The sequence below is a fragment of the Kitasatospora sp. NPDC127121 genome (assembly GCF_042677305.1).
GTDB lineage: Bacteria > Actinomycetota > Actinomycetes > Streptomycetales > Streptomycetaceae > Kitasatospora.
The window spans coordinates 1-20,356 of sequence record NZ_JBHXTQ010000015.1 but is presented as its reverse complement, the minus strand read 5'-3'; the positions used below and the strand labels follow the sequence as shown (position 1 = coordinate 20,356).

Annotated in this window: 18 protein-coding genes; 11 read left to right on the top strand and 7 right to left on the bottom strand. The window is 74.6% G+C overall.

The features are described from left to right. The first annotated feature begins 340 nt into the window (after positions 1 to 340). The 6 genes from ACFVHI_RS10895 to efeB all read left to right on the top strand — a co-directional run bounded on the left by ACFVHI_RS10895 (position 341) and on the right by efeB (position 8,392). Positions 341 to 1,615, top strand: coding sequence for an SAV2148 family HEPN domain-containing protein (locus tag ACFVHI_RS10895; protein ID WP_063347111.1), 1,275 nt, complete (start codon positions 341 to 343; stop codon positions 1,613 to 1,615). A 334-nt stretch (positions 1,616 to 1,949) separates the two neighbouring features. After that, positions 1,950 to 3,509, top strand: a complete 1,560-nt coding sequence (locus ACFVHI_RS10890) for a carboxylesterase/lipase family protein (RefSeq protein ID WP_380337874.1) — start codon at positions 1,950 to 1,952, stop codon at positions 3,507 to 3,509. Positions 3,510 to 3,660: 151 nt separating this feature from the next. Continuing rightward, positions 3,661 to 4,116 (top strand): GNAT family N-acetyltransferase, encoded by a 456-nt coding sequence (locus ACFVHI_RS10885; RefSeq protein ID WP_380337872.1) that lies wholly within the window; start codon positions 3,661 to 3,663, stop codon positions 4,114 to 4,116. 91 nt (positions 4,117 to 4,207) lie between these two features. Continuing rightward, entirely contained in the window at positions 4,208 to 4,948 is a 741-nt protein-coding gene (locus ACFVHI_RS10880) for an ABC transporter ATP-binding protein (protein WP_063351026.1), read from the top strand. Between the two features lie 73 nt (positions 4,949 to 5,021). Beyond that, positions 5,022 to 6,965, top strand: a complete 1,944-nt coding sequence (locus ACFVHI_RS10875; protein ID WP_380337869.1) for an FtsX-like permease family protein — start codon at positions 5,022 to 5,024, stop codon at positions 6,963 to 6,965. 173 nt (positions 6,966 to 7,138) lie between these two features. After that, entirely contained in the window at positions 7,139 to 8,392 is a 1,254-nt protein-coding gene (gene efeB / locus ACFVHI_RS10870) for an iron uptake transporter deferrochelatase/peroxidase subunit (protein ID WP_063347108.1), read from the top strand. A 57-nt stretch (positions 8,393 to 8,449) separates the two neighbouring features. Here the strand turns inward: efeB and ACFVHI_RS10865 are convergent, their stop codons facing one another. Beyond that, a complete protein-coding gene (locus ACFVHI_RS10865; protein ID WP_380337866.1) occupies positions 8,450 to 8,872 on the bottom strand; it encodes a type II toxin-antitoxin system VapC family toxin in 423 nt (140 codons plus the stop codon). Next, positions 8,869 to 9,144, bottom strand: a complete 276-nt coding sequence (locus ACFVHI_RS10860) for a hypothetical protein (RefSeq protein ID WP_380337863.1) — start codon at positions 9,142 to 9,144, stop codon at positions 8,869 to 8,871. Before ACFVHI_RS10860 ends, ACFVHI_RS10865 begins: the two co-directional genes overlap by 4 nt. Before the next feature lie 138 nt (positions 9,145 to 9,282). Here ACFVHI_RS10860 and ACFVHI_RS10855 point away from each other — a divergent pair, with 138 nt between their 5' ends. Then, entirely contained in the window at positions 9,283 to 9,984 is a 702-nt protein-coding gene (locus ACFVHI_RS10855) for an exonuclease domain-containing protein (RefSeq protein ID WP_063347107.1), read from the top strand. Positions 9,985 to 10,011: 27 nt separating this feature from the next. Here the strand turns inward: ACFVHI_RS10855 and ACFVHI_RS10850 are convergent, their stop codons facing one another. Together ACFVHI_RS10850 and ACFVHI_RS10845 are read right to left on the bottom strand one after the other, a co-directional pair. Then, positions 10,012 to 11,040 (bottom strand): polysaccharide deacetylase family protein, encoded by a 1,029-nt coding sequence (locus ACFVHI_RS10850; protein WP_380337860.1) that lies wholly within the window; start codon positions 11,038 to 11,040, stop codon positions 10,012 to 10,014. Positions 11,041 to 11,291: 251 nt separating this feature from the next. Next, complete coding sequence (locus tag ACFVHI_RS10845; protein WP_063347106.1) at positions 11,292 to 12,185, bottom strand: phosphotransferase enzyme family protein; 894 nt, start codon at positions 12,183 to 12,185, stop codon at positions 11,292 to 11,294. Positions 12,186 to 12,588: 403 nt separating this feature from the next. On the opposite strand from ACFVHI_RS10845, the gene ACFVHI_RS10840 reads away from it, so the two are divergent. From ACFVHI_RS10840 to ACFVHI_RS10825, 4 genes are all read left to right on the top strand, one after another. Beyond that, on the top strand, positions 12,589 to 14,805 hold the full coding sequence (locus ACFVHI_RS10840; protein ID WP_063347105.1) for an MMPL family transporter: 2,217 nt from the start codon (positions 12,589 to 12,591) through the stop codon (positions 14,803 to 14,805). 323 nt (positions 14,806 to 15,128) lie between these two features. Further along, positions 15,129 to 15,332, top strand: a complete 204-nt coding sequence (locus ACFVHI_RS10835) for a cold-shock protein (RefSeq protein ID WP_063347104.1) — start codon at positions 15,129 to 15,131, stop codon at positions 15,330 to 15,332. Positions 15,333 to 15,489: 157 nt separating this feature from the next. Further along, positions 15,490 to 17,256, top strand: a complete 1,767-nt coding sequence (locus ACFVHI_RS10830; RefSeq protein ID WP_380337854.1) for a DEAD/DEAH box helicase — start codon at positions 15,490 to 15,492, stop codon at positions 17,254 to 17,256. A gap of 284 nt (positions 17,257 to 17,540) precedes the next feature. Further along, positions 17,541 to 17,942: a hypothetical protein gene (locus ACFVHI_RS10825; RefSeq protein ID WP_380337852.1), complete on the top strand. Its 402-nt coding sequence runs from the start codon at positions 17,541 to 17,543 to the stop codon at positions 17,940 to 17,942. A gap of 25 nt (positions 17,943 to 17,967) precedes the next feature. Here the strand turns inward: ACFVHI_RS10825 and ACFVHI_RS10820 are convergent, their stop codons facing one another. The 3 genes from ACFVHI_RS10820 to ACFVHI_RS10810 all read right to left on the bottom strand — a co-directional run. Further along, positions 17,968 to 18,696, bottom strand: coding sequence for a sirohydrochlorin chelatase (locus tag ACFVHI_RS10820; protein ID WP_380337850.1), 729 nt, complete (start codon positions 18,694 to 18,696; stop codon positions 17,968 to 17,970). Positions 18,697 to 18,707: 11 nt separating this feature from the next. Continuing rightward, positions 18,708 to 19,628: an ABC transporter permease gene (locus ACFVHI_RS10815; RefSeq protein ID WP_380337848.1), complete on the bottom strand. Its 921-nt coding sequence runs from the start codon at positions 19,626 to 19,628 to the stop codon at positions 18,708 to 18,710. Beyond that, a partial coding sequence (locus ACFVHI_RS10810) for an ABC transporter ATP-binding protein (protein ID WP_380337846.1) occupies positions 19,615 to 20,356 on the bottom strand: 742 nt, incomplete at its 5' end. The genes ACFVHI_RS10815 and ACFVHI_RS10810, both read right to left, overlap by 14 nt.

The following is a 20,356-nucleotide window of genomic DNA, read 5'->3' as shown; positions in this document are numbered from 1 at the left end:
GCGGCCGGGCATGTGCGGCGCTCGCGCGCCGTGACGCACGGCACAGTGCGCATACTCCCCGAGCCTTCCCCCGGCGGCCGGGACATGTGCGGCCGGTTCGCCCGAACGGGTGTCCAGCCGGCATTCCTGTGATAAGCGGGGCCTGTGGCGGGTGGGGCTTGCGATGGGCGCGGGTCTGTGAAGGGTGGGCCTGGTGGTGGTGCCGGGCCCCGGGGGCCATCCGGCTGCGCACCGCTCGCGGCGGGCAGTACCCTTGATCGTCCGGCCGCCCCCGGGCCGGTGGCGCTCCATCAGCCGCGCAGGGGCGGAGCGTAGAGCAGCAGACCAGGTGAGGTGGCGCATGGTGTTCCCCGCCGGCGGTCGCGGCCCGGGGCCCGACGGCCCCGACCGGGGCGGCGCCCGCAGCGAGGCGCCCACGGTCGTCATGCGCCCCACCCTGTCCGGCCGCCCCCTGGTGCCCGCCCAGGGCGGCCCGGTCGAGATCCCCGCCCTCGCCTGGTCCGCCGCCGAATGGGAGGACGCCTACCAGCGGGTCCGGCTGTCCGGCCGCGCCTACGTCTGGCTCAACCTCGTCGAGCAGCGGCTGCGCTCCCTCGTCGACGAGGTGCTGCACCCCATCTACGCCCCCGCCCACGGCGAGGACTGGGTAACCGCCGCCGCCGGCCCCGCCGGCGAGGAGTGGGCGCACCGGGCCGGAGCCGTCCGCGAGGTCAGCCGCCGCAAGGGCTACCTGCTCGACCCGGCCGACGACGACCCGCTGGTCTTCCTCACCCTGCCCCAGCTGCGCGAGCTGATGGTCCAGCACTGGCCCTGCTTCGAGCCCTACCTGTCCGACCGGCGCGAGATCGAACTCGCCCTGGACGAACTGGAGGTGGCCCGGCACGTGGTCTCCCGCAACCGGGTGCTCACCCAGACCGTCCTCGCCCAGACCGAACGCGCCGCCGCCCGCCTGCTCGCCGTCCTGGACGGCGGCGCCGGCGGCGTGCCCGCCGACGTCGTCGAGTCGCTGGTGGCCGGCCGGTACGCGGACGTCGTCGCCGTGCACGCCGACCGCGTCCGCCTCCAGCGCGACCTGCCCGTCGAGGACCTGCTGGACGGCGCCCGGCGCCTGGACGCGCTCGGCATCGGCCTCGGCATGCTCTGCCAGAACTACACCGGCAAGCGGCTGGTGCGCCTGGCCGGCGACGGCTGCCGGGTCCGCCTGCTCTTCCTCAACCCGGCGAGCAGCGCCGTCCGCCGTCGCGAACGCGAACTCGGCCTCGGGCGCGGTGAGTTGTCGCGCTCCATCGAGATGAACATCATGCACGTGCGCCGGGTGCGGGCCCGGCTGCGCGACCAGGGCGGCTTCGAGATCCGGGTCTTCGACGAGACCCCGCGCTTCACCGCCTACCTCGTCGAGGGCCCCCGCCCGACCGGCCAGGTCGGCGGCCGCCGCCAGAGCCGCGACCTCGGCGTCATCCAGCCCTACCTGCGCCGCGCCCGGGGCATGGAGTCCCCGGCCCTGGTGCTGCGCGGCGGCGCCGGCCAGCAGCCCGGCGGCAGCGAACAGGGCCTGCTGGAGGTCTACCGCGAGGAGTTCGAGGGCGCCTGGGGCGACTCCCGGCCGGTGTCCTGAACCCGCACCCCCCGTTCCTGATGGATCGTCAATTACCCCTCTCCACCCCCGGGTGGAGACCCGGAACTCCATCCGTGCGGCGGCGACACCCCCGGGCCGAGCCGCGCAAGCTGGAGACGGGGTCGCGGCCGCACGAGCGGCGCGACGACGTCGAGGGGAGTGCGCCGTGGTGTACGGAACGAAGCGCGGGACAAAGCGCGGGACAGTGCGCGGAGCAGCATGGGGGGCCGCGCGCGGAAGGCTGCGCGAAGGGCCCGGGGCGGGGCTGCGCGGAAGACGGCCGGGAAAGGCCCGCCGAACCGTCCCCCCGCGCTGGCCGCTCGCACTGGCCGGTGTGGCGGCGGCCCTGCTGGGCCTGCTGCCGGCCGTCCCCGCCGAGGCCCGGGAGACGGGCGGCTGCCGTACGGCGACCTCCGTCGGCCGCCTGCAAGGGGTGTCCCAGGACGGCCGGTGCGCCTACCTGGGCGTCCCGTACGCGGCGCCGCCCACCGGCGAGCGCCGGTTCCGCCCGCCGCAGCCGGCCGCGCCCTGGCCCGCAACGCTGCGCGCCACCCGGGCCCGCCCCGGCTGCCCGCAGGACCTGAGCGCGGGCGGCGGCGGCACCGAGGACTGCCTGTACCTCAACGTGTGGTCGGCGCACGGCGGCGGCGCCCGCAAACCCGTCATGGTCTTCCTGCACGGCGGCGCGGACGAACTCGGCGCCGCCGGCCAGCCCGTCTTCGACGGCGGCCTGCTGGCCGAACGCGGCGACGCCGTCGTGGTGAACCTGGACTACCGGCTCGGCATCCTGGGCTGGACGGAACTCGGCGCGCTCGACCCGTCCTACGCCGGCTCGGGCAACAACGGGCTGCGCGACGAGAGCGCCGCGCTGGCCTGGGTGCGCCGGCACATCGGCGCCTTCGGCGGCGACCCGGGCAACGTCACCGTCTTCGGCCAGTCGGCCGGCGCGATCTCGATCAGCGCCCTGCTGGCCGGCGACCACCCCGAGCAGCTCTTCCAGCGCGCCATCGTCGAGAGCGGGCCCGGCTACCTGGTGCACACCGCGGCCGCCGCGCGGGCCACCGCCGCAAAGGTCTTCGCCACCGGCGGCATCCACACCGTCGCGGACCTCGACCGGCTGAGCACCCCACAGGTCCTCGACCTCCAGGAACAGGTCCAGCACGGGCTCTCCGGACTGTCCTCCGCGGTCTTCTTCGGCCCCTCCATCGACGGGGCGCTGGTACCCGGCCCGGTCGTCGAACGGATCGCCGCCGGCAGCGCCCGCGACGTCGACGTGATGACCGGCACCACCGAGAACGAGACCGACTACTGGGCGCTGTTCGACCCCACGCTGCCCGACCTCCCGCTGAGCGCCTACCGCACCCTGCCCCCGGTGCTCGCCGACCGCAAACAGCAGATGTACGACCGGTACGCCGCCGACCGCCCCGGGGCCACCGAGGGCCGGGTGGTGAACGCGATGCTCACCGACCAGACCGAGCGGATCCCCACCCTGCGCCTGGCCGAGGCCCAGTCCCGCTGGCGGCCCACCTACGTCTACCAGTTCGACTGGCACGTGCCCTACGTCCCCGGCCTGCCCGCCGCCCAGAACCTGGGCGCCATGCACACCCTGGAACTGCCCTTCGTCTTCGGCGGCCTGGATCTCGGCGCGATCCCGCGCGGCGCGCAGACCGTCGCCGCCCAGCGGCCCGAACTCACCCGGCTGTCCGCGCGGATGGCCGACGCCTGGGCCTCCTTCGCCCGCCAGGGCGACCCGGGCTGGCCGTCCTACACCGCCGACGCGCGGGCCACCCGGATCTGGGACCTGAACCCCGGCGTCCAGTACGCCCCGCACGACGACGAACGCGCCCTCTGGGACGACTACTCCTTCCCCGCACTGGACCTCGGCACCCGCTAGCCGCCCCCGCCTTCCCGCCTTCCCGCCTTCCCGCCGGCCCGTCGGAGCAGGGGGCCGGGCCACCGCCCGGCCCCTCGGCGCGCCCCGCCCCGGCGTCCGGCCCCCGAAACCCGCTGGCCAGGCCGGTGCGGCCGCTGCCACACTGCGGGCCGTGAACAGCCTCCCCGCCTGGACCCTGCGCCCCGCCACCGCCGCCGACGTCGAACCCGTCGCCGAACTCAAGGCCGTCGTGCTGCGCGCCGACCTCGAACGCCTCGGCCGCTACGACGACGACCGGGTCCGCCGGCGCCTGCGGGCGGGCTTCTCCAGCCGCCACAGCTCCGTCATCCTCGTCGACGGCGCCTTCGCCGGCTCCGTCACCGTCCGCCCCGCCGAGCAGGGCGGCCGCTGGATCGAGCACTTCTACCTCGCCCCCGCCCACCAGGGCCGCGGCCTCGGCAGCGCCGTCCTGCGCCACCTCCTCGCCCAGGCCGACGCCGCCGGCGAGCCCGTGCGCCTCGACGTCCTCCAGGGCAGCCCCGCCCGCCGCCTCTACGAGCGCCACGGCTTCGTCCTCGACCACGAGGACCCGATCGACGTCTACCTGGTCCGCGAGCCCGCCGCCTGAACCGGGCCCGCCGCCCGAACCGGGCCCGCCCCAGCGGTCAGGGCTGGTCGGAGCAGGGGCGGCCGTGGTAGTCATAGCCCCCGTGATGATCATGGGGGATGACGGGGCCGTACTGCGCCTCGAACAACTGCACCGCACCTACGGGACCGGGCCGGAGGCCGTCCACGCGCTCAGGGGAGTGGACGTCGACTTCGCCCGCGGCACCTTCACCGCCGTCATGGGCCCCTCCGGCTCCGGCAAGAGCACCCTGCTCCAGTGCGCCGCCGGGCTCGACCGGCCCGACGGCGGCCGGGTCGTCCTCGACGGGGCCGACCTCGCCGCACTCACCGAGAGCCGGCTGACCGTCCTGCGGCGCGAGAAGCTCGGCTTCGTCTTCCAGGCCTTCAACCTGGTCGGCTCGCTGACCGCCGAACAGAACGTCGGCCTGCCGCTGCGCCTGGCCGGGCGCCGCCCCGACCGCGCCGACGTCCACCGCGCCCTCGCCCAGGTCGGCCTCGGCGAACGCACCGGACACCTGCCCTCCCAGCTCTCCGGCGGCCAGCAGCAGCGCGTCGCCATCGCCCGCGCCCTGATCACCCGCCCGCAGGTGCTCTTCGCCGACGAACCCACCGGCGCCCTCGACAGCGCCAGCAGCCGCGACGTCCTCGCCCTGCTGCGCGAACTCGTCGACCGCGACGGCCAGAGCACCGTCATGGTCACCCACGACCCGGTCGCCGCCTCCTACGCCGACCGCGTGCTCTTCCTCGCCGACGGCCGCCTCGTCGCCGACCTCGACCACCCCACCGCCCCGCAGATCGCCGAGCGGATGACCGCCCTGGAGACGGCGGCATGAACGAGCGGAGCGAGTTCATCATCGAGAGGTGCGCGTGGGCGAATGCCCCCGCCGAGCGCAGCGAGGTGGGCGCATGAGATCCCTCGTTACTTTGCTGCCCGTCGCCGCCGCCGCACTGCGCCGCCGCAAGGCCGCCTTCGCCGGCTCCTACCTCGCCCTGACCCTCGGCGTCACCCTGGTCGCCACCACCGGCACCCTGCTCGACAACACCGCCGGCGACGACTCCCCGCTCGGCGCGCCCTCCCTCCACAAGGTGCTCCTGTTCAGCGCCGCGATGGCCGCCTTCGTCGCCGTCTTCGTCGTCGCCGGCACCTTCGCCTTCGCCGTCGCCCAGCGCCGCCAGGAGATCGCGATGCTGCGCGCCGTCGGCGCCACCCCCCGCCAGGTCGTCGGGCTGATCACCGGCGAGGCCGCCGTCGTCGCCCTCGCCGCCGCCGTCACCGGCTGCCTGCTCGCCCTGCCCGGCGCGCCCGCCCTCGCCGCCTGGCTGGTCGCCCGCGGCGCCGCCCCGGACGGCTTCGCGGCGCACCCGGCCCCCGCCCCGCTGCTCACCGCCGCCGCCGTCGGCCTGCTCGTCGCCCTGCTCGGCGCCGTCACCGCCGCCCTGCGCGCCGGCCGGGTCCGGGCCGTCGAGGCACTCGGCGACGCCGCCGTCGACCGCACGGTCATGACGCCCGTGCGCTGGGCCTGCGCCCTCGCCGGACTGCTCGCCCTGGCCGGCACCGTCGGCTACTACCTGGCCGCCCCGACCATGCCCGCCGCCCCCGGCGACCAGCCGGCCGACCCGCAGCTCGCCTCCCAGTGGGTCCTCGGCGCCGACCTGCTGACGATCACCGCCCTCGCCCTGTTCGCCCCGCTGATCGTCCCGCCCCTGGTCCGGGCGCTCAGCGCGCCACTGGCCCGCGCCGTCGGCGCTGCACCCCTGCTCGCCCGGCAGAACGCGCTCACCGCCGTCCGCCGCACCGTCTCCACCGCCACCCCCGCCTTCCTCACCATCGCCCTCACCGGCACCGTCATCGGCTCCACCGCCGCCTTCGCCGACGCCATGACCGCCCAGAACCGGGCCACCACCGCCGCCCGGTACGTGCTGCGCCCCGGCGCCACCCCGCTGCCCGACGACGCCGCACACCGGCTCACCGCCGACCGGCCCGGCCTGCGCGCCACCGCCACCACCCCCACCGTGGTCACCGGCCTCGGCGCCGCCCCCGCCGACTTCGCCGACCCCGGCGAGGACTCACCCGCCTCCGCCCCCTCCGCCGCCACCGTCGTCGACGGCGACCTCGCCACCGCCTGGACCCTGCCCGTCGTCCAGGGCACCGCCGCCGACCTGCACGGGCCCACCCTCGCCGCCTCCACCGACCAGGCCCGCGGCCACGGCTGGACCCTCGGCGACCAGGTCCACCTGCGCCTCGCCGACGGCACCGTCACCACCCTGCGCCTCGCCCTCGTCTACCGCACCCAGCTGGGCCTCGACGAGATCCTGCTCAGCGGCGACGCCACCACCGCCCACCTGGGCGGCGCCCACCCCGGCGCCGTCCACCTCTCCGCCGAACCCCCGGCCGCCGACCGGCTCGGCGGCGAACTCACCGACGCCCGCGCCCTGGGCCCCGACCCCGGCGCCCACTACGCGTGGATCGCCACCACGACCATCCTCGGCCCCGCCCTGCTGTACGCGCTCATCGCGATCGCCAACACCATGGTGATGTCCGCCGCCGACCGCCGACGCGACTTCACCGTCCTGCGGCTGGCCGGCACCCTGCGCCGCCAGGTGCTGCACATGGTCGCCCTGGAAGCCGTCCTGGTCGTCGCCACCGCCGCCGTCCTGGCCCTCGCCGTCACCGCCCTCACCCAGTACGGCACCACCGCCCTGCTCAACCACCGCATCCTGGCCGGCCAGGCCGCCATCGACCCGCACCTGCCCTGGCTCCCGCTCGGCGCCGCCGCGGCCGTCTGCCTCGCCCTGGCCGTCGCCGCCAGCGTGCTGCCCAGCCGGATCGCCCTCGCCCGCGCCCGGTGACGTTCGCCCGGTGACCTTCGCCCGGTGACGGTCTCCTGGTGACGTTCGCTCAGCGGCCCTCACCCGGGTGACCCTCGCCCGGGTGAGGGGAGTAGGCCGGACGGATGGTGACCGGCGGTCGGGCGCGGCGCTCACCCGAGCACCGGGCCCGACCGCTTGTTAGCGTCCCGTCCATGATCGACAGCCCGCACTCCACCGGCTCCGAACACCCCCGCGCCACCCGCCGCGGCCTGCTGCGCACCGCCCTCGGCGCCACCACCGCCGGAGCCCTCACCCTCACCGGCGCCCGCCCCGCCCAGGCCGCGCCCCGCCCCGCCACCCGGCGCATCGACTTCCACGGCCGCCACCAGGCCGGCATCACCAACCCGCCCCCCGGCTACGGCACCTTCCTCGCCCTCGACGTCAAGGCCCGCGACCGCAAGGCCCTCGAAACCCTCCTGCGCACCCTCACCGACCGCATCCGCTTCCTCACCACCGGCGGCACCCCGCCCGACCTCGGCCCCGCCACCGCCCCCTCCGACAGCGGCACCCTCGGCCCCGACCTGCCCACCGACGACCTCACCGTCACCGTCGCCGTCGGCGCCTCCCTCTTCGACACCCGCTACGGCCTCACCCGCCACCGCCCCCGCCGGCTCACCGCCATGCGCCCCTTCCCCGTCGACGCGCTGCGCCCCGCCGAATGCCACGGCGACCTCTCGCTCCAGATCTGCGCCGAGAACCGCGACACCGTCCAGCACACCATCCGCGACCTGCTGCGCAGCACCCACGGCCTGATCCGCCCGCGCTGGCAGCTCGATGGCTTCCAGAACCGCTCCCGCCCCACCGGCGCCGCCCGCAACCTGCTCGGCTTCAAGGACGGCATCGAGAACCCCGACACCGCGAACGCCCGCGAACTGGACGCCCTCGTCTGGGTTGGTGAGGGCGGCGACGAACCGCGCTGGGCCGCCGGCGGCAGCTACCAGGTCATCCGCGCCATCCGCACCCTCGTCGCCGGCTGGGACGAGGTGCCGCTCCAGCAGCAGGAACGCCTGATCGGCCGGCGCAAGAACGACGGCGCCCCGCTCGGCGCCGCCGGCGAGACCGACACCCCCGACTACCGCAACGACCCCGACGGCGCCGTCATCCCCCTCGACTCCCACATCCGCCTCGCCAACCCCCGCACCGACGGCACCCGCGACAGCCGCATCCTGCGCCGCGCCTTCAACTACGACCGCGGCCTCGACCCCGACGGCGAACCCGACCTCGGCCTCGCCTTCTGCTGCTACCAGCAGGACGTGGCCCGCCAGTTCGAAGCCGTCCAGACCCGCCTCAACGCCGAACCCCTCGCCCGCCACCTCCGCCCCACCGGCGGCGGCTACTTCTACGTCCTCCCCGGCGCCCACGACACCACCGACTGGCTCGGCCGCACCCTCCTCACCACCACCTGAACGCCCGTGTTCGCCCCGGTCCGCCCGAGCGGACCGGGGCGAACACGTGACGCACCCTCAGTACTCCCACGGGTTCAGCACGATCGCACCGGTCCGGGCGAGATGCTTGACGTTCCGGCTGGCCAGCGTCCAACCGTTCGCGATGGCAGTGGCCGCGATCAGCGCGTCGGGCGGATCGATGTTCGTCCCGGCGCTCTTGAGCCGGCGGTGGACAGCGAGGTACGCGGCGGCCTCCCGTTCACCGATGGCCGCGATCCGGCCCCGGTACTCCACCCGCATGCCCTCCAGGACATGCTCGAACACGGCTCGGCGTAGCGGATCGGACGTGGCCGCGACCCCAGCCTCGACTTCCGCGACGGTGATGACGCTGAGGCAGAGCGCCGTCGCAGGGACGGAGCGGGCCCATTCGACGACGGCGGGGGCCGGCTTCGGCCGCGTGGTGAGCTCGGCGACCACGTTGGTGTCCAGCAGATAGATCACTCGGTGCCCGCCGCGTCGTCGTAGGAGCGGGACCCGAACTCCAGCCCTTCGAAGGGCGTCGACAGGAGTTGGTCGAGGAAACCGTCGTTCCCCAGCGTCGCCCAGCGGTGCAGTATCGCCGGCAGCGCGTCGATGTCGGTGTCGGCGAGCTCGGCGTCGAAGTGCTTGACCTGCTCCTCGGGGAGGGACCCGCGGATCTCTCTGATCGTCCGCAACGGGTGGGGCTCGTCGGGCCGGTGAGGGGGCACGGGCAGATCCGGGGAGGTACTCATGGTCGGCTCCTTCGCTCAGGTCCGAGGACCAGACTAGGGCGCCGAGCAGCGGGATCAGCTCCCCCAGCGGCCGGGTTGTCGGTGGGGCGGGTGATGATGGGGGCTGTTTCGAGAGGCAGGACGGAAGGACACCCCCTTATGAGCTGGTGGCAGCAGCCACTGGTCGGCTTCGACCTGGAGACCACGGGCACCGACCCGGCCGTGGACCGCATCGTCACGGCCGCGCTCGTGGACACCGTCGGGGCCCGCCGGGTGGGGGCCGTGCACTGGCTGCTCGACCCCGGGGTCCCGATCCCGGCCGAGGCGGAGGCGATCCACGGCATCGGCGACGACCTGGCCCGCGGCAAGGGCCGGCCGGCCAAGGAGGCGGTGGAGGAGATAGCCGGCGCGCTCTGCGAGCGGCTCGCCGCAGGGCGCCCGGTGGTCGCGTTCAACGCGCCGTTCGACCTGTCGCTGCTCGACGCCGAGCTGCGCCGGTACGGGCTGGTGCCGCTCGCCGAGCGCCTCGGCGCCCCGGTCGGGCCGGTGCTGGACGCGCTGGTCGTCGACCGGGCGGTGGACAAGTACCGCAAGGGCTCGCGCACCCTGCAGCGGGTCTGCGAGGTGTACGGCGTCGAGCTGACGGACGCGCACGAGGCGGGCAGCGACGCGCTGGCGGCCGTCCGGGTCGCCGTCGCCCTCGCCGAGCGCTACCGGGCCGAGGTCGGCGACGTCGCGCCGGCCGAGCTGCACGGGCGCCAGATCGGCTGGTACCGGGAGTGGGCGGAGGGCTTGCAGGCGTGGCTGCGCCGCGGCAAGGACCCGCAGGCCGTGGTCGACCCGCGGTGGCCGATGAGGTAGCCGCCCCCGAGGTGGCCGGTGAGTCGGCTATTCGGCGGGCCAGTCGAAGGTGTAGCCCTGGGCGACCAGCCAGGGCAGCAGCTGCTTGAGCGCGGCCACGCTCTGGGTGCGGTCGCCGCCGCCGTCGTGCATCAGGATCACGCCGCCGGGCTTGAGCTGCTTCTGCACGGTGGAGACGATGGCGGGCACGCCCGGGCGGGACCAGTCGCGCGGGTCGACGGACCAGCCGAGCGAGGACATGCCGAGGCTCGCGGTGATCTGCTCGTTGTCGGCGTTGAAGCCGCCGCCGGGGGCGCGGAACCAGTCGACCCGGGTGCCGGGGCCGCCGGCCTTGACGATCATGTCCCTGGCGGCGGAGATCTCGTAGACGGCCTTGTCGTGGGGGAGCTTCGCGAACGGCTGCGGGTGGTGGACGCTGTGGTCGCAGAGCCGGTGGCCGGCCGCGAGGACGCGCTTGACCAGGGCCGGGTTGGCGGCGGCGTTCTGGCCGATCTCGCAGAAGGTGGCCTTGGCGTGGTACTGGGCGAGCAGGTCGAGGATCTGGCCGGTGGCGGGGCCGGGGCCGTCGTCGAAGGTGAGCGCCACGGTGCGGCCGCCGGAGGCGGTGGAGCCGATGACGGTGCCCGGCTTGACCGGCGCGGGCGGCGGCGCGGGGGTGCCCGCGGGCGTGGTCGCGGGCGTGGTCGCGACGGCCGTGGTGGTGACCGGGGTGCTCGGCGTGCCGCCGTGGGGCGCGGCGCTCGTCCCGGCCGGCGCCTGGGGCGTGTGCGGCTTCGGGACGGCCGGCGGGGCGGCGGAGGCGGGTGCGCCGTCGGAGTCGGGGGTGGGCGCGACGGTGGCGACGGGCCCGTCGGTCGGCCGGCCGTCGGTCGGCGCGAGGGTGATCGGGGGCTGGGTGCTGACGCCGGCCGTCGGCTGGAGGGCTCCGCTGGCGGTGCCGCACGCGGCCAGTCCCAGGGCGGCGGCCGCCACGACGCAGCCTGCGACCAGCCGACGGCGGGCCGTGAGCGCGGTACGGGTCGGGGGGGAGGGCCGGCGGGTGGCGGAGTGGGGCATGGCGGCGGCTCCTGTGGTGCAGAGGGGTGCAGAGGACGGGCGCCGATCCCTCGGTCAGGATGACTGTCCGATAGGACGCCGAGCGTACGTGCCCCGGTTGCGGAGCGGACCGCAGCGCCGTAGGAGTCTTCTCACACGCGCCCGGTTGGCGCCCCCGCGGCCCGCCGGGTATCCCGGGGGCCGTGCCGGGGGCGTCCCGGTACTTCAGGAGCCGTCACTTCGGAAGCTCGACGCCCCAGGAGCCCGACGCCTCAGAACGGGTACCAGCGCACCTCGGTGGCGCCCTCCCGCAGTGAGGCGACCCGGCGCCGGAACTCCGCCAGCGCGGCCGGGTTGCCGGGTACCTGCTGGGCGACCCAGGAGGCGCTGGCGGTCTCCCGGGCCCCGCGCAGCACCGCGAAGCCGGGCCAGGCGCGCACGTCCCAGCCGTACGCCTCGACGAAGGCCCGGTACTCCTCGCCGGGTACGCCGTACCGGTCGTGGCTGAGCGCGAGGACCACCAGGTCGTGTTCGCGCAGGTCGTGCGAGACGTTCTCCAGGTCGAGCAGGACGGGCCCGTCCGGGCCGACGTGGACGTTGCGGGGCAGCGCGTCGCCGTGGATCACGCCGGGGTGCAGGTGCGGGGCGAGGTCGGGCAGGGCGGCGGCGAAGCCGTCGCGGCGGTGGCGCAGGAAGGCGACGTCGGCCGGGTCGACGTGGCCCTCGGCGGAGGCCAGCCAGCGTTCGACGGGGGCCAGCAGGTCGCGGTGGGCGAGGGGGAAGGGCGGCAGCGGCAGCCGGTGCAGGGTGCGCAGCAGCGGGGCGAGGTCGGCGGGGCGGGCGGGGCGGACGGCGGGGGCGAGCCGGTGCCAGAAGGTGACGGGGTGCCCGTGGGCGAGCTGGGGCTCGGCTTCCACCGCGTCGTACGGGCGGACCACCGGGACGTCCTGGGCGGCGAGCCAGTGGGCGACGGCGAGTTCGTGCCGCGCCCGTTCGTACAGTTCGGGGCCGCGGCCGACCTTGGCGACGACGGCAGGGTCGCCGAGGTCGAAGACGGCGTTCTCGCCGAGTGCGAGCAGCCGGGCGTCGCCGGGGCCGGGCAGTCCGGCGGACTCGCAGGCGTGGGCGAGCAGCAGCCGGGCGCGGCCTTCGTCGAAGGGGATCATGGCGGTGCTCCGTTGGGGCGGCGTTCATCCGGAGGCCTCCGGACGGTGATCATCATGACGGACCGGGGTGGGGTTTTCCCTACCTTCCTACCCTGACATCTCCTCCTAGGGGGTAGGGGGAGAGATCCACCCTGAGGGGGAGCTGTCTCCACCCGGAGCACGAGGTCAAGGGTGGTGCGCCCGGGGGAAACTGGGCCGGGGCCGCTGAGCGGCGGCCCCGACGGGGGTTGGACCACGGGGGCTCCTTGCCGGTCGGCAAGCAAGTGCTCGTAGGATGACGCCCAGACCTACTTACCTGCCGACCGGCTAGGGAGCGCCGCCGCGCGTCTCCCACCGGTCCAGCCGTCGCCCGGCGTCCCGTCCCCCAAGGGCTGCGGTGAACCATGCCCAGGAGGCATCGAGCATGTTCCACCGACTAGGACAATTCGTCGTACGCCGCGCGTGGTGGGTGATCATCGCGTGGGTGATCGGAATGATCGCCGTCATCATGACCGCGCCGAAGGTCAGCTCGCAGACCGACGAAGCCGCGTTCCTCCCCAAGCACTACGAGTCCATCCAGGCCGCACAGGTGCAGGAGCGGGCCTTCCCGGCCGCCTTCACCCCGGGCGCGCTCGCACTCTTCGAGCGCAACGACGGCGCCGCGTTCACCGACGCGGACAAGGCCGCGATGGGCAAGCTCGTCCAGGACCTGACGGCCAAGAAGATCGACGGCGTCGAGAAGATCATCCCGCCGTCCGACCAGCTGGGCATATCCCCGGACCACAAGTACGCGATGGCCATGATCGCCGTCGACAAGTCGAAGCAGCAGGACCAGAACAAGACCGCGGACATCGCCAAGGCCATCCGTGACGACGGCAAGGCGCTGGCCTCCGGCACCGACCTGAAGTTCCAGCTCGGCGGCCCCGCCGCCCAGGCGCTCGACCAGAAGGAAGCCTCCGGCTCGGCCGAGGGCATCATCACCATGGCCACGGTGCTGCTGGTCATCGTGATCGTCGGCATCATCTTCCGCGGCATCCTGGCCGGCCTGCTGCCGGTCCTGGTCTCGCTGATGATCGCGCTGCCCGCCTCCATCGGCCTGATCAACTACGCGACCGACATCTTCGACCTCAAGAGCACACCCATCCTGATGGCGATCCTGATCGTCGTCGTGCTCGGCGTCGGCACCGACTACTTCCTGTTCCTCGCCTTCCGCTACCGCGAGCGGCTGCGGGCCGGCGACGACCGCAACGCCGCCGTCGCCAACGCGGTCGGCCGGGTCGGCGAGGCGATCGCCTCCGCCGCCGGCGCCGTCACCATCGCCTTCGCCGCGCTGATCCTCTCCAGCCTCGGCATGTTCCAGGCGCTCGGCCCCGCGCTGGCGATCGCGGTCGTGGTCACCGCCCTGGCCTCGATCACCCTGGCCCCCGCACTGCTCGCGGTCATCCCCGCCCGCGCCGTCTTCTGGCCCGGCAAGAAGTGGACGAACGAGCCGAGCACCGCGCGCTTCACCGCGCTCGGCCGGATCGTCCAGAAGCGCCCGGCACTGGCCGCCGTCGCCTCCGGCGGCGTACTGGTCGCCCTGTCCGTGGGCGCGCTCGGCTACAACGGCAACTTCGACATGGCCGGCAGCTCCATGCCCAAGGACAAGGAGTCGATGGTCGTCCAGGACACGATGGCCAAGGGCTTCTCCGCCGGTGCCGCCGACCCGAGCCAGGTCTACCTGAGCAGCACCGACGGCAAGAAGCTCGACCCGGCCTCCTTCCCGGCCTACGCCGACAAGCTGCAGGGCGTCGTCGGGGTCTCCAAGGTCTACCTGCCGAGCGCCGACGCCAAGAGCATCAGCGCCGACGGCGCCACCGCCCAGTTCACCGTCATGCTCAAGGACGCCCCGGCCAGCAACGAGGCGATCGACGCGGTGACCGAGCTGCGCACCGTCGCCCACGCGCAGGCCCCGGCCGGCAGCGAGGCCAAGGTCGGCGGCCTCACCTCGGTGTTCAAGGACATCAACCTGGCGATGACCCACGACTACAAGCTGGTCTTCCCGATCGCCGGGCTGCTGATCCTGCTCATCCTGGCCCTCCAGCTGCGCAGCGTGGTCGCCCCCTGGTACCTGATGGCCTCGGTCGGCCTCGGCTTCAGCGCCACGCTGGGCGCCACCACGCTGATCTTCCAGAAGATCGGCAACGAGACCGGCCTGATGTTCATGATGCCGATCCTCATCTACCTCTTCGTGGTGGCGATCGGGACGGACTACAACATCCTGATCATCGCCCGTCTGCGCGAGGAGGCCCGCGCGGGCCGCAGCCCGCGCGAGGCGGCCCGCGAGGCGCTGCGCCACGCAGGCCCGACCGTCGCCGCGGCCGGCTTCATCCTGGCGGCCTCGTTCGGGACGTTCATGCTCGCCGGCAACACCTTCATGATGGAGTTCGGCTTCGCCATGGCCTTCGGCATCGTGCTGGCGGCCTTCGTGATGGCGATGTTCTTCACCCCGGCGCTCACCGCGCTGATCGGCAACCGGGCCTGGTGGCCCGGCCACGGCGCCGACCCCGACCCCGAGCATGGCCACGGCGGGGGCCACGGTGCCGGCCCGGCGCCGGCGGCGGACGCGTACGGCGTGCCGGAGCCGGCCGGACGGCGCTGATCGCTTCGTTCGGACACGGGCGACGCCCGACCGACGCGCCAAACAGGCGGCGTCCCGCTTCGGCGGGGCGCCGCTTGCCCCCTTTTCCTGGCCGCCAAACGTGATCTGTCGAGCACAAAAGTCCCCGGTCAATCGGGGTGTCGCCGTGCTACAGTCGACCCAGTTGCAGTTTTGGTTCCCATGAACGTATGTGTGCGCCTGCTGGTTCCAACCAACAGGCGCATTTGTTTTGTCCGGTGTTTCAGTCTCCGGATGGGGATCGCGGCTACTCCGGGGTTCACGCGGTGTGAATCCCTGATGCCCCAGTTTTTGAGGAGACGGTTATGGCTACCGGCACCGTGAAGTGGTTCAACAGCGAAAAGGGCTTCGGCTTCATCGAGCAGGCCGAGGGCGGCCCGGACGTGTTCGCCCACTACTCGAACATCGTGGCGAACGGCTTCCGTGAGCTCGTCGAGGGCCAGCAGGTCGAGTTCGACGTCACCCAGGGCCAGAAGGGCCCGCAGGCCGAGAACATCCGCGTCATCTGACGTCAGCCTCCACGCTGACTCGCGATCTCGCGAAGCGGGGGCCCGTACCACACGGTGCGGGCCCCCGCGCATGCCGCCGTACGGCCGGGGCGGCGAATTTCCTACCGACGGCCGACCAGCCCCCACCCGGGGCTGCCGACCGACGTATGGAGACTTCGTGACCACCCCTGCCCGCCCGCCGCGTGACCGCGCCGCCCGCACCACCGACCAGGCCCGCCGCGGCGAGAACCCGCGCCGCAGCGCCGGCGCCGGCCGTGCCGAGAACACCGGCCGTGGCGAGAACGCCGGCCGCACCGGCGCCGGAGACCGCGCCCGCCGCGGCGAGAACCCGCGCGCCACCGGCGACGCCGAGCGCGCCCGCAAGCCGCGCGGCCGCACCGGCGCCCCCAAGAACACCCGCGCCGCCGCCGTGCCCGAGGCCGCCGAATTCACCGTCGTCGAGGGCACCCCGGCCCGGCCCCCGGCGGACACCTTCGCCGAGCTGGACCTGCCCAAGGGCATCCTCAGCACGCTCACCCGCGAAGGCGTCATCGCGCCGTTCCCGATCCAGGGCGCCACCCTGCCCGACTCGATCGCCGGCCGCGACGTGCTCGGCCGCGGCCGCACCGGCTCCGGCAAGACCCTCGCCTTCGGCCTGCCGCTGCTCGCCCGCACCGCCGGGCGCCGCGCCGTCGCCCGCTACCCGCTGGCGCTCGTCCTGGTGCCCACCCGCGAGCTCGCCCAGCAGGTCACCGACGCGCTCACCCCCTACGCGACCGCCGTCAACCTGCGGATCACCACCGTCGTCGGCGGCATGTCGATCAACCGCCAGGCCAACGCCGTCCGCCGTGGCACCGAGGTCCTGGTCGCCACCCCCGGCCGGCTCGACGACCTGATCGGCCGTGGTGACGTCAACCTGTCCGACGTCGCCATCACCGTCCTCGACGAGGCCGACCAGATGGCCGACATGGGCTTCCTCCCGCAGGTCAGCAAGCTGCTGGAGCAGGTCGCCGAGGGCGGGCAGCGGATGCTGTTCTCCGCGACCCTGGACCGCAACGTCGACCGCCTGGTCAAGCGCTTCCTCACCGACCCGGTCACCCACTCGGTCGACCCGTCGGCCGGCGCGGTCACCACCATGGACCACCACGTCCTCCAGCTGGACCAGGCCGACAAGGCGTCCACCACCGCGCACATCGCCTCCCGCGACGGGCGCGTGATCATGTTCGTGCACACCAAGCACGGCGCCGACCGCCTCGCCAAGCAGCTGCTCGCCACCGGCGTCCGGGCCGCGGCCCTGCACGGCGGCAAGTCCCAGCCGCAGCGCAACCGGGTCCTCGACCAGTTCCGCGACGGCCACGTCACCGCGCTGATCGCCACCAACGTCGCCGCCCGCGGCATCCACATCGAAGGCCTCGACCTGGTCGTCAACGTCGACCCGCCGGTCGACCACAAGGACTACCTGCACCGCGGCGGCCGCACCGCCCGGGCCGGCGAGTCCGGCACCGTCGTCACCCTCGTCCTGCCCGAGCAGCGCCGCGAGGTCAACCGGCTGATGACGGTCGCGGGCATCCGCCCCACCGTCACCAAGGTCCGCCCCGGCGACGCCGACCTCGCCAAGATCACCGGCGCCCGCACCCCCAGCGGCGTCGCGGTCGCCGTCGCCGTCCCCGCGCCCGCCGAGGCCCCCGCCGCCAAGGCCGACGCCAAGTCCGGCAACCCGCGCCGCCGCCCCGGTAAGCGCTCCGCGCTGCCCGCCGACGTCGACATGAACGGCAACCCGCGCCGCCCCCGCCCCAAGCAGCGCATGGGCGGCGCCGCCGCCCAGGGCGACCGCCCCCAGGCGGCCGGCTTCATCGGCCGCTCCTCCGGCCGCGCCAAGCCCGGCAGCGGCGCCAAGTCCGGCTCCAACTACGGCACCGGCCGCCAGCGCCGCGCCTTCGACTAACCCCCGGCGAACCACCGACGGCCCGGCCCCCTCACACCGAGGGGGCCGGGCCGTTTCGTCGTCGGGCCACCGGCGTGGCGGCCAGGGGAGGTGTACACCCCGGACGCGGTTTCGTAGCGGTTCCCGGCGCCGATGGGTGCGCACGGTCCGGCCGTGCGCACCCATCGGCGCTTCCGCGCGCCGTCACCCGTAGGTGTGGTGGCGGCTGGCCTTGCCCGTGAGGTCGGTGACACGGTGCCCACGGGGAAGCCGCCGGGGTGCCGGTGTCGTGAGCGGAGGGGCGGATGGCCGACAAGGACGCGGGGCTCAAGGCGGTCGCCGAGCACTACGGGACACACGGGCTGACCGAGGACGAGATCATGAGCGCCGAGCCGGCCGAGCCGCCGGCGGCGGAGTCGGTGATGATCACCACCTCGCTGCGGCTGCCCGAGCCGGTGATGGACGAGGTGCGGCGCCGGGCACGGGAGCGGGGGCTGAAACCGACGGCCATCATGCGGGAGTGGATCGAGGCCGCCGTCGCCGACCTGGAGCAGCCGGTGCCGCCGAGTGTGGTCATCGCGGCGGCTGCGCGGTACCAGCTGCGGGAGCGTGCGGCCCGTAGTGCCCTGCACTTCGAGCGGGCGCGGCACTGGGAGGCGGTCGGACAGGCCGAGCGTCTTCACCAGGCGGAGAAGGCGGCTCGGTGACGGCCGCGCCGGGGCCCGCTCCGGCTCAGGCGCTGAGGGCCGGGGCGACGGCTGCTGCCAGGCGGGCCTCGTCGTAGCGTTCCAGGAGGAGGGCGGCCAGTTCGGGGGCGGGGCCCAGGACGTCGGCGACGGCGTCCGCTCCGGCGGCCGCGTCGGCGATGCGGTCGGGCAGGAGGCCAGGGGCCAGCAGGTAGGGGGAGACGGCGGTGCGGGCGGCGCCCGCGGCGCGCAGGGCGGCCAGGGCGTCGGGCACGCGCGGGCCGGTGGCGGAGGCGTAGGCCACCTCGACGGCGGCCCAGCCGCGGCTGCGGCGCCACGCGGCGGCCACCGCGCGGGTGGCGGCGTCGGCGGCCGGGTCGGAGGAGCCGGCCGCCGCGAGCACCACGCCGGTGCGGGCCCGGACGGCGGCCGAGCGCACGTCCACCCCGGCCTCGGCGAGGCGGCGGTCCAGGGCGGCGAGCAGCAGCGGCGACGGGCCCAGGACGGCGGCGACGGGCAGGGCCGCGCCCGCCGTGCGCAGGGCGGCCGGGATGTCGTGCTTGGCGTGGTAGGCCCGGTTGAGCAGCAGCGGGACGGCCACCGCGTCGTCGAGCCGCCCGACGACCTGCGGGATGCGCGGCGCGCAGTGGTCCAGGTAGGCGGTGGTGACGTCCAGCCCGGGGCGCAGCGCCCGCACCTCCTGGACCAGTGCGGCCACGGTCGCGGCGTGCCGCGGGTCGCGGCTGCCGTGGGCGATCAGCAGGAGGGCGGGCATCGGCGTCGGCCTTACTTGGCGGCGGCCAGCAGGCCGCGGTTGCGCAGCACCCGGCGTTCGACCGGGGTGAAGACGAGCAGTTCGATGGCGATGCCGACGAACAGGATCAGGATGATGCCGAGCAGCACCCCGGACATGTCGGAGAACTCGCGCTGGTCCTCCAGGAACCGGCCCAGGCCCCGGCCGAGGTCGGGGGAGGAGGCGACGAGTTCTGCGGCCATCAGGGAGCGCCAGGAGAACGCCCAGCCCTGCTTGAGGCCGGCCAGGTAGCCGGGCAGCGCGGCGGGGATGAGGACGTGCCGGGCGCCGGTGAGGCCGGTGGCGCCGATGGTGCGTCCGGCGCGCAGGAACAGCGGCGGCACCTGGTCGATGCCGGCGATCAGGCCGTTGGCGATGGAGGGGACGGCGCCGAGCAGGATGACCGCGTACATCATCCGGTCGTTGATGCCGAGCCAGATGACCGCGGCCGGCACCCAGGCGACCGAGGGCAGCGACTGGAGGCCCTGGAGGACCGTGCCGATGGCGGTGCGCACCGGCCGGACGCGGGCGACGACCAGCCCGATCGGGGTGCCGATGACGACGGCGAGCAGGAAGCCGGACAGGCCGCGCCAGACGCTGGTCCAGATGATCGAGAACAGCGTGCCCTGGTACCAGAGGTCCTGGGCGGAGTGCCACACGTCGGTCGGGCTGGGCAGCTTGTAGGCGGAGGTGAGGTGCAGGCTGTACGCCCCCTGCCACAGGGCGAGCACCACGAGGACGCCGATCAGCGGCGGCAGGGCCTTGGTCCGCAGTGCCTGGCCGAGCGAGCCGCGCTGGGCGGAGACGGCGTCGAGGGCGTCCAGGCCGGCGCCGACACCGGCGGTGTCCGTGGCGGCGGCCTTGTCGGTCTTGTCGGCCTTCTCCAGGACCGGGGTGCTGTCAGTGCTGGCCATGGCGACGGATCTCCCCACGCAGTTCTTCGGTGATCTCGATGGACAGGTCGGCGACGCCGGCGGATTCGATGCGGCGCGGCTGCGGCAGGTCGATCCGCCACTCGCGGGCGACCCGGCCGGGGCGGGAGGAGAGCAGGACGACGCGCTGGGCCAGGCGCACGGCCTCGCGCACGTTGTGGGTGACGAACAGGACGGACAGCTGCCGCTCGGCCCAGATCCGGGTGATCTCGTCGTGCAGCACGTCGCGGGTGATGGCGTCGAGCGCGGCGAACGGCTCGTCCATCAGCAGCACCTGGCTGCCCTGGGCCAGCGCGCGGGCCATCGCGACGCGCTGGCGCATGCCGCCGGACAGCTCGTGCACGCGCTTGCCGTACGAGCCCTTGAGGCGGACGAGTTCGAGCAGGCGCTCGGCTTCGGCGCGGCGCTCGGCGCGGGGGACGCCGGCCAGCTTGAGGGCGAGTTCGATGTTGCGGCCGGCGGTGAGCCAGGGGAACAGCGCGTGCTCCTGGAACATCAGCGCGGGCCGGCCGCCCGGCACCTCGATGGCGCCGGCGGTGGGCTGGTCGAGGCCGGCGACCAGGTTGAGCAGGGTGGACTTGCCGCAGCCCGAGGCGCCGAGCAGGGTGACGAACTCGCCGGGCGCGACGTCGAGGGTGATGTCGTCCAGGACGTGGGTCTGCGCGCCCGGGCGGCCGAAGGACTTGTGCACGTGCGAGATCCGGACGGCG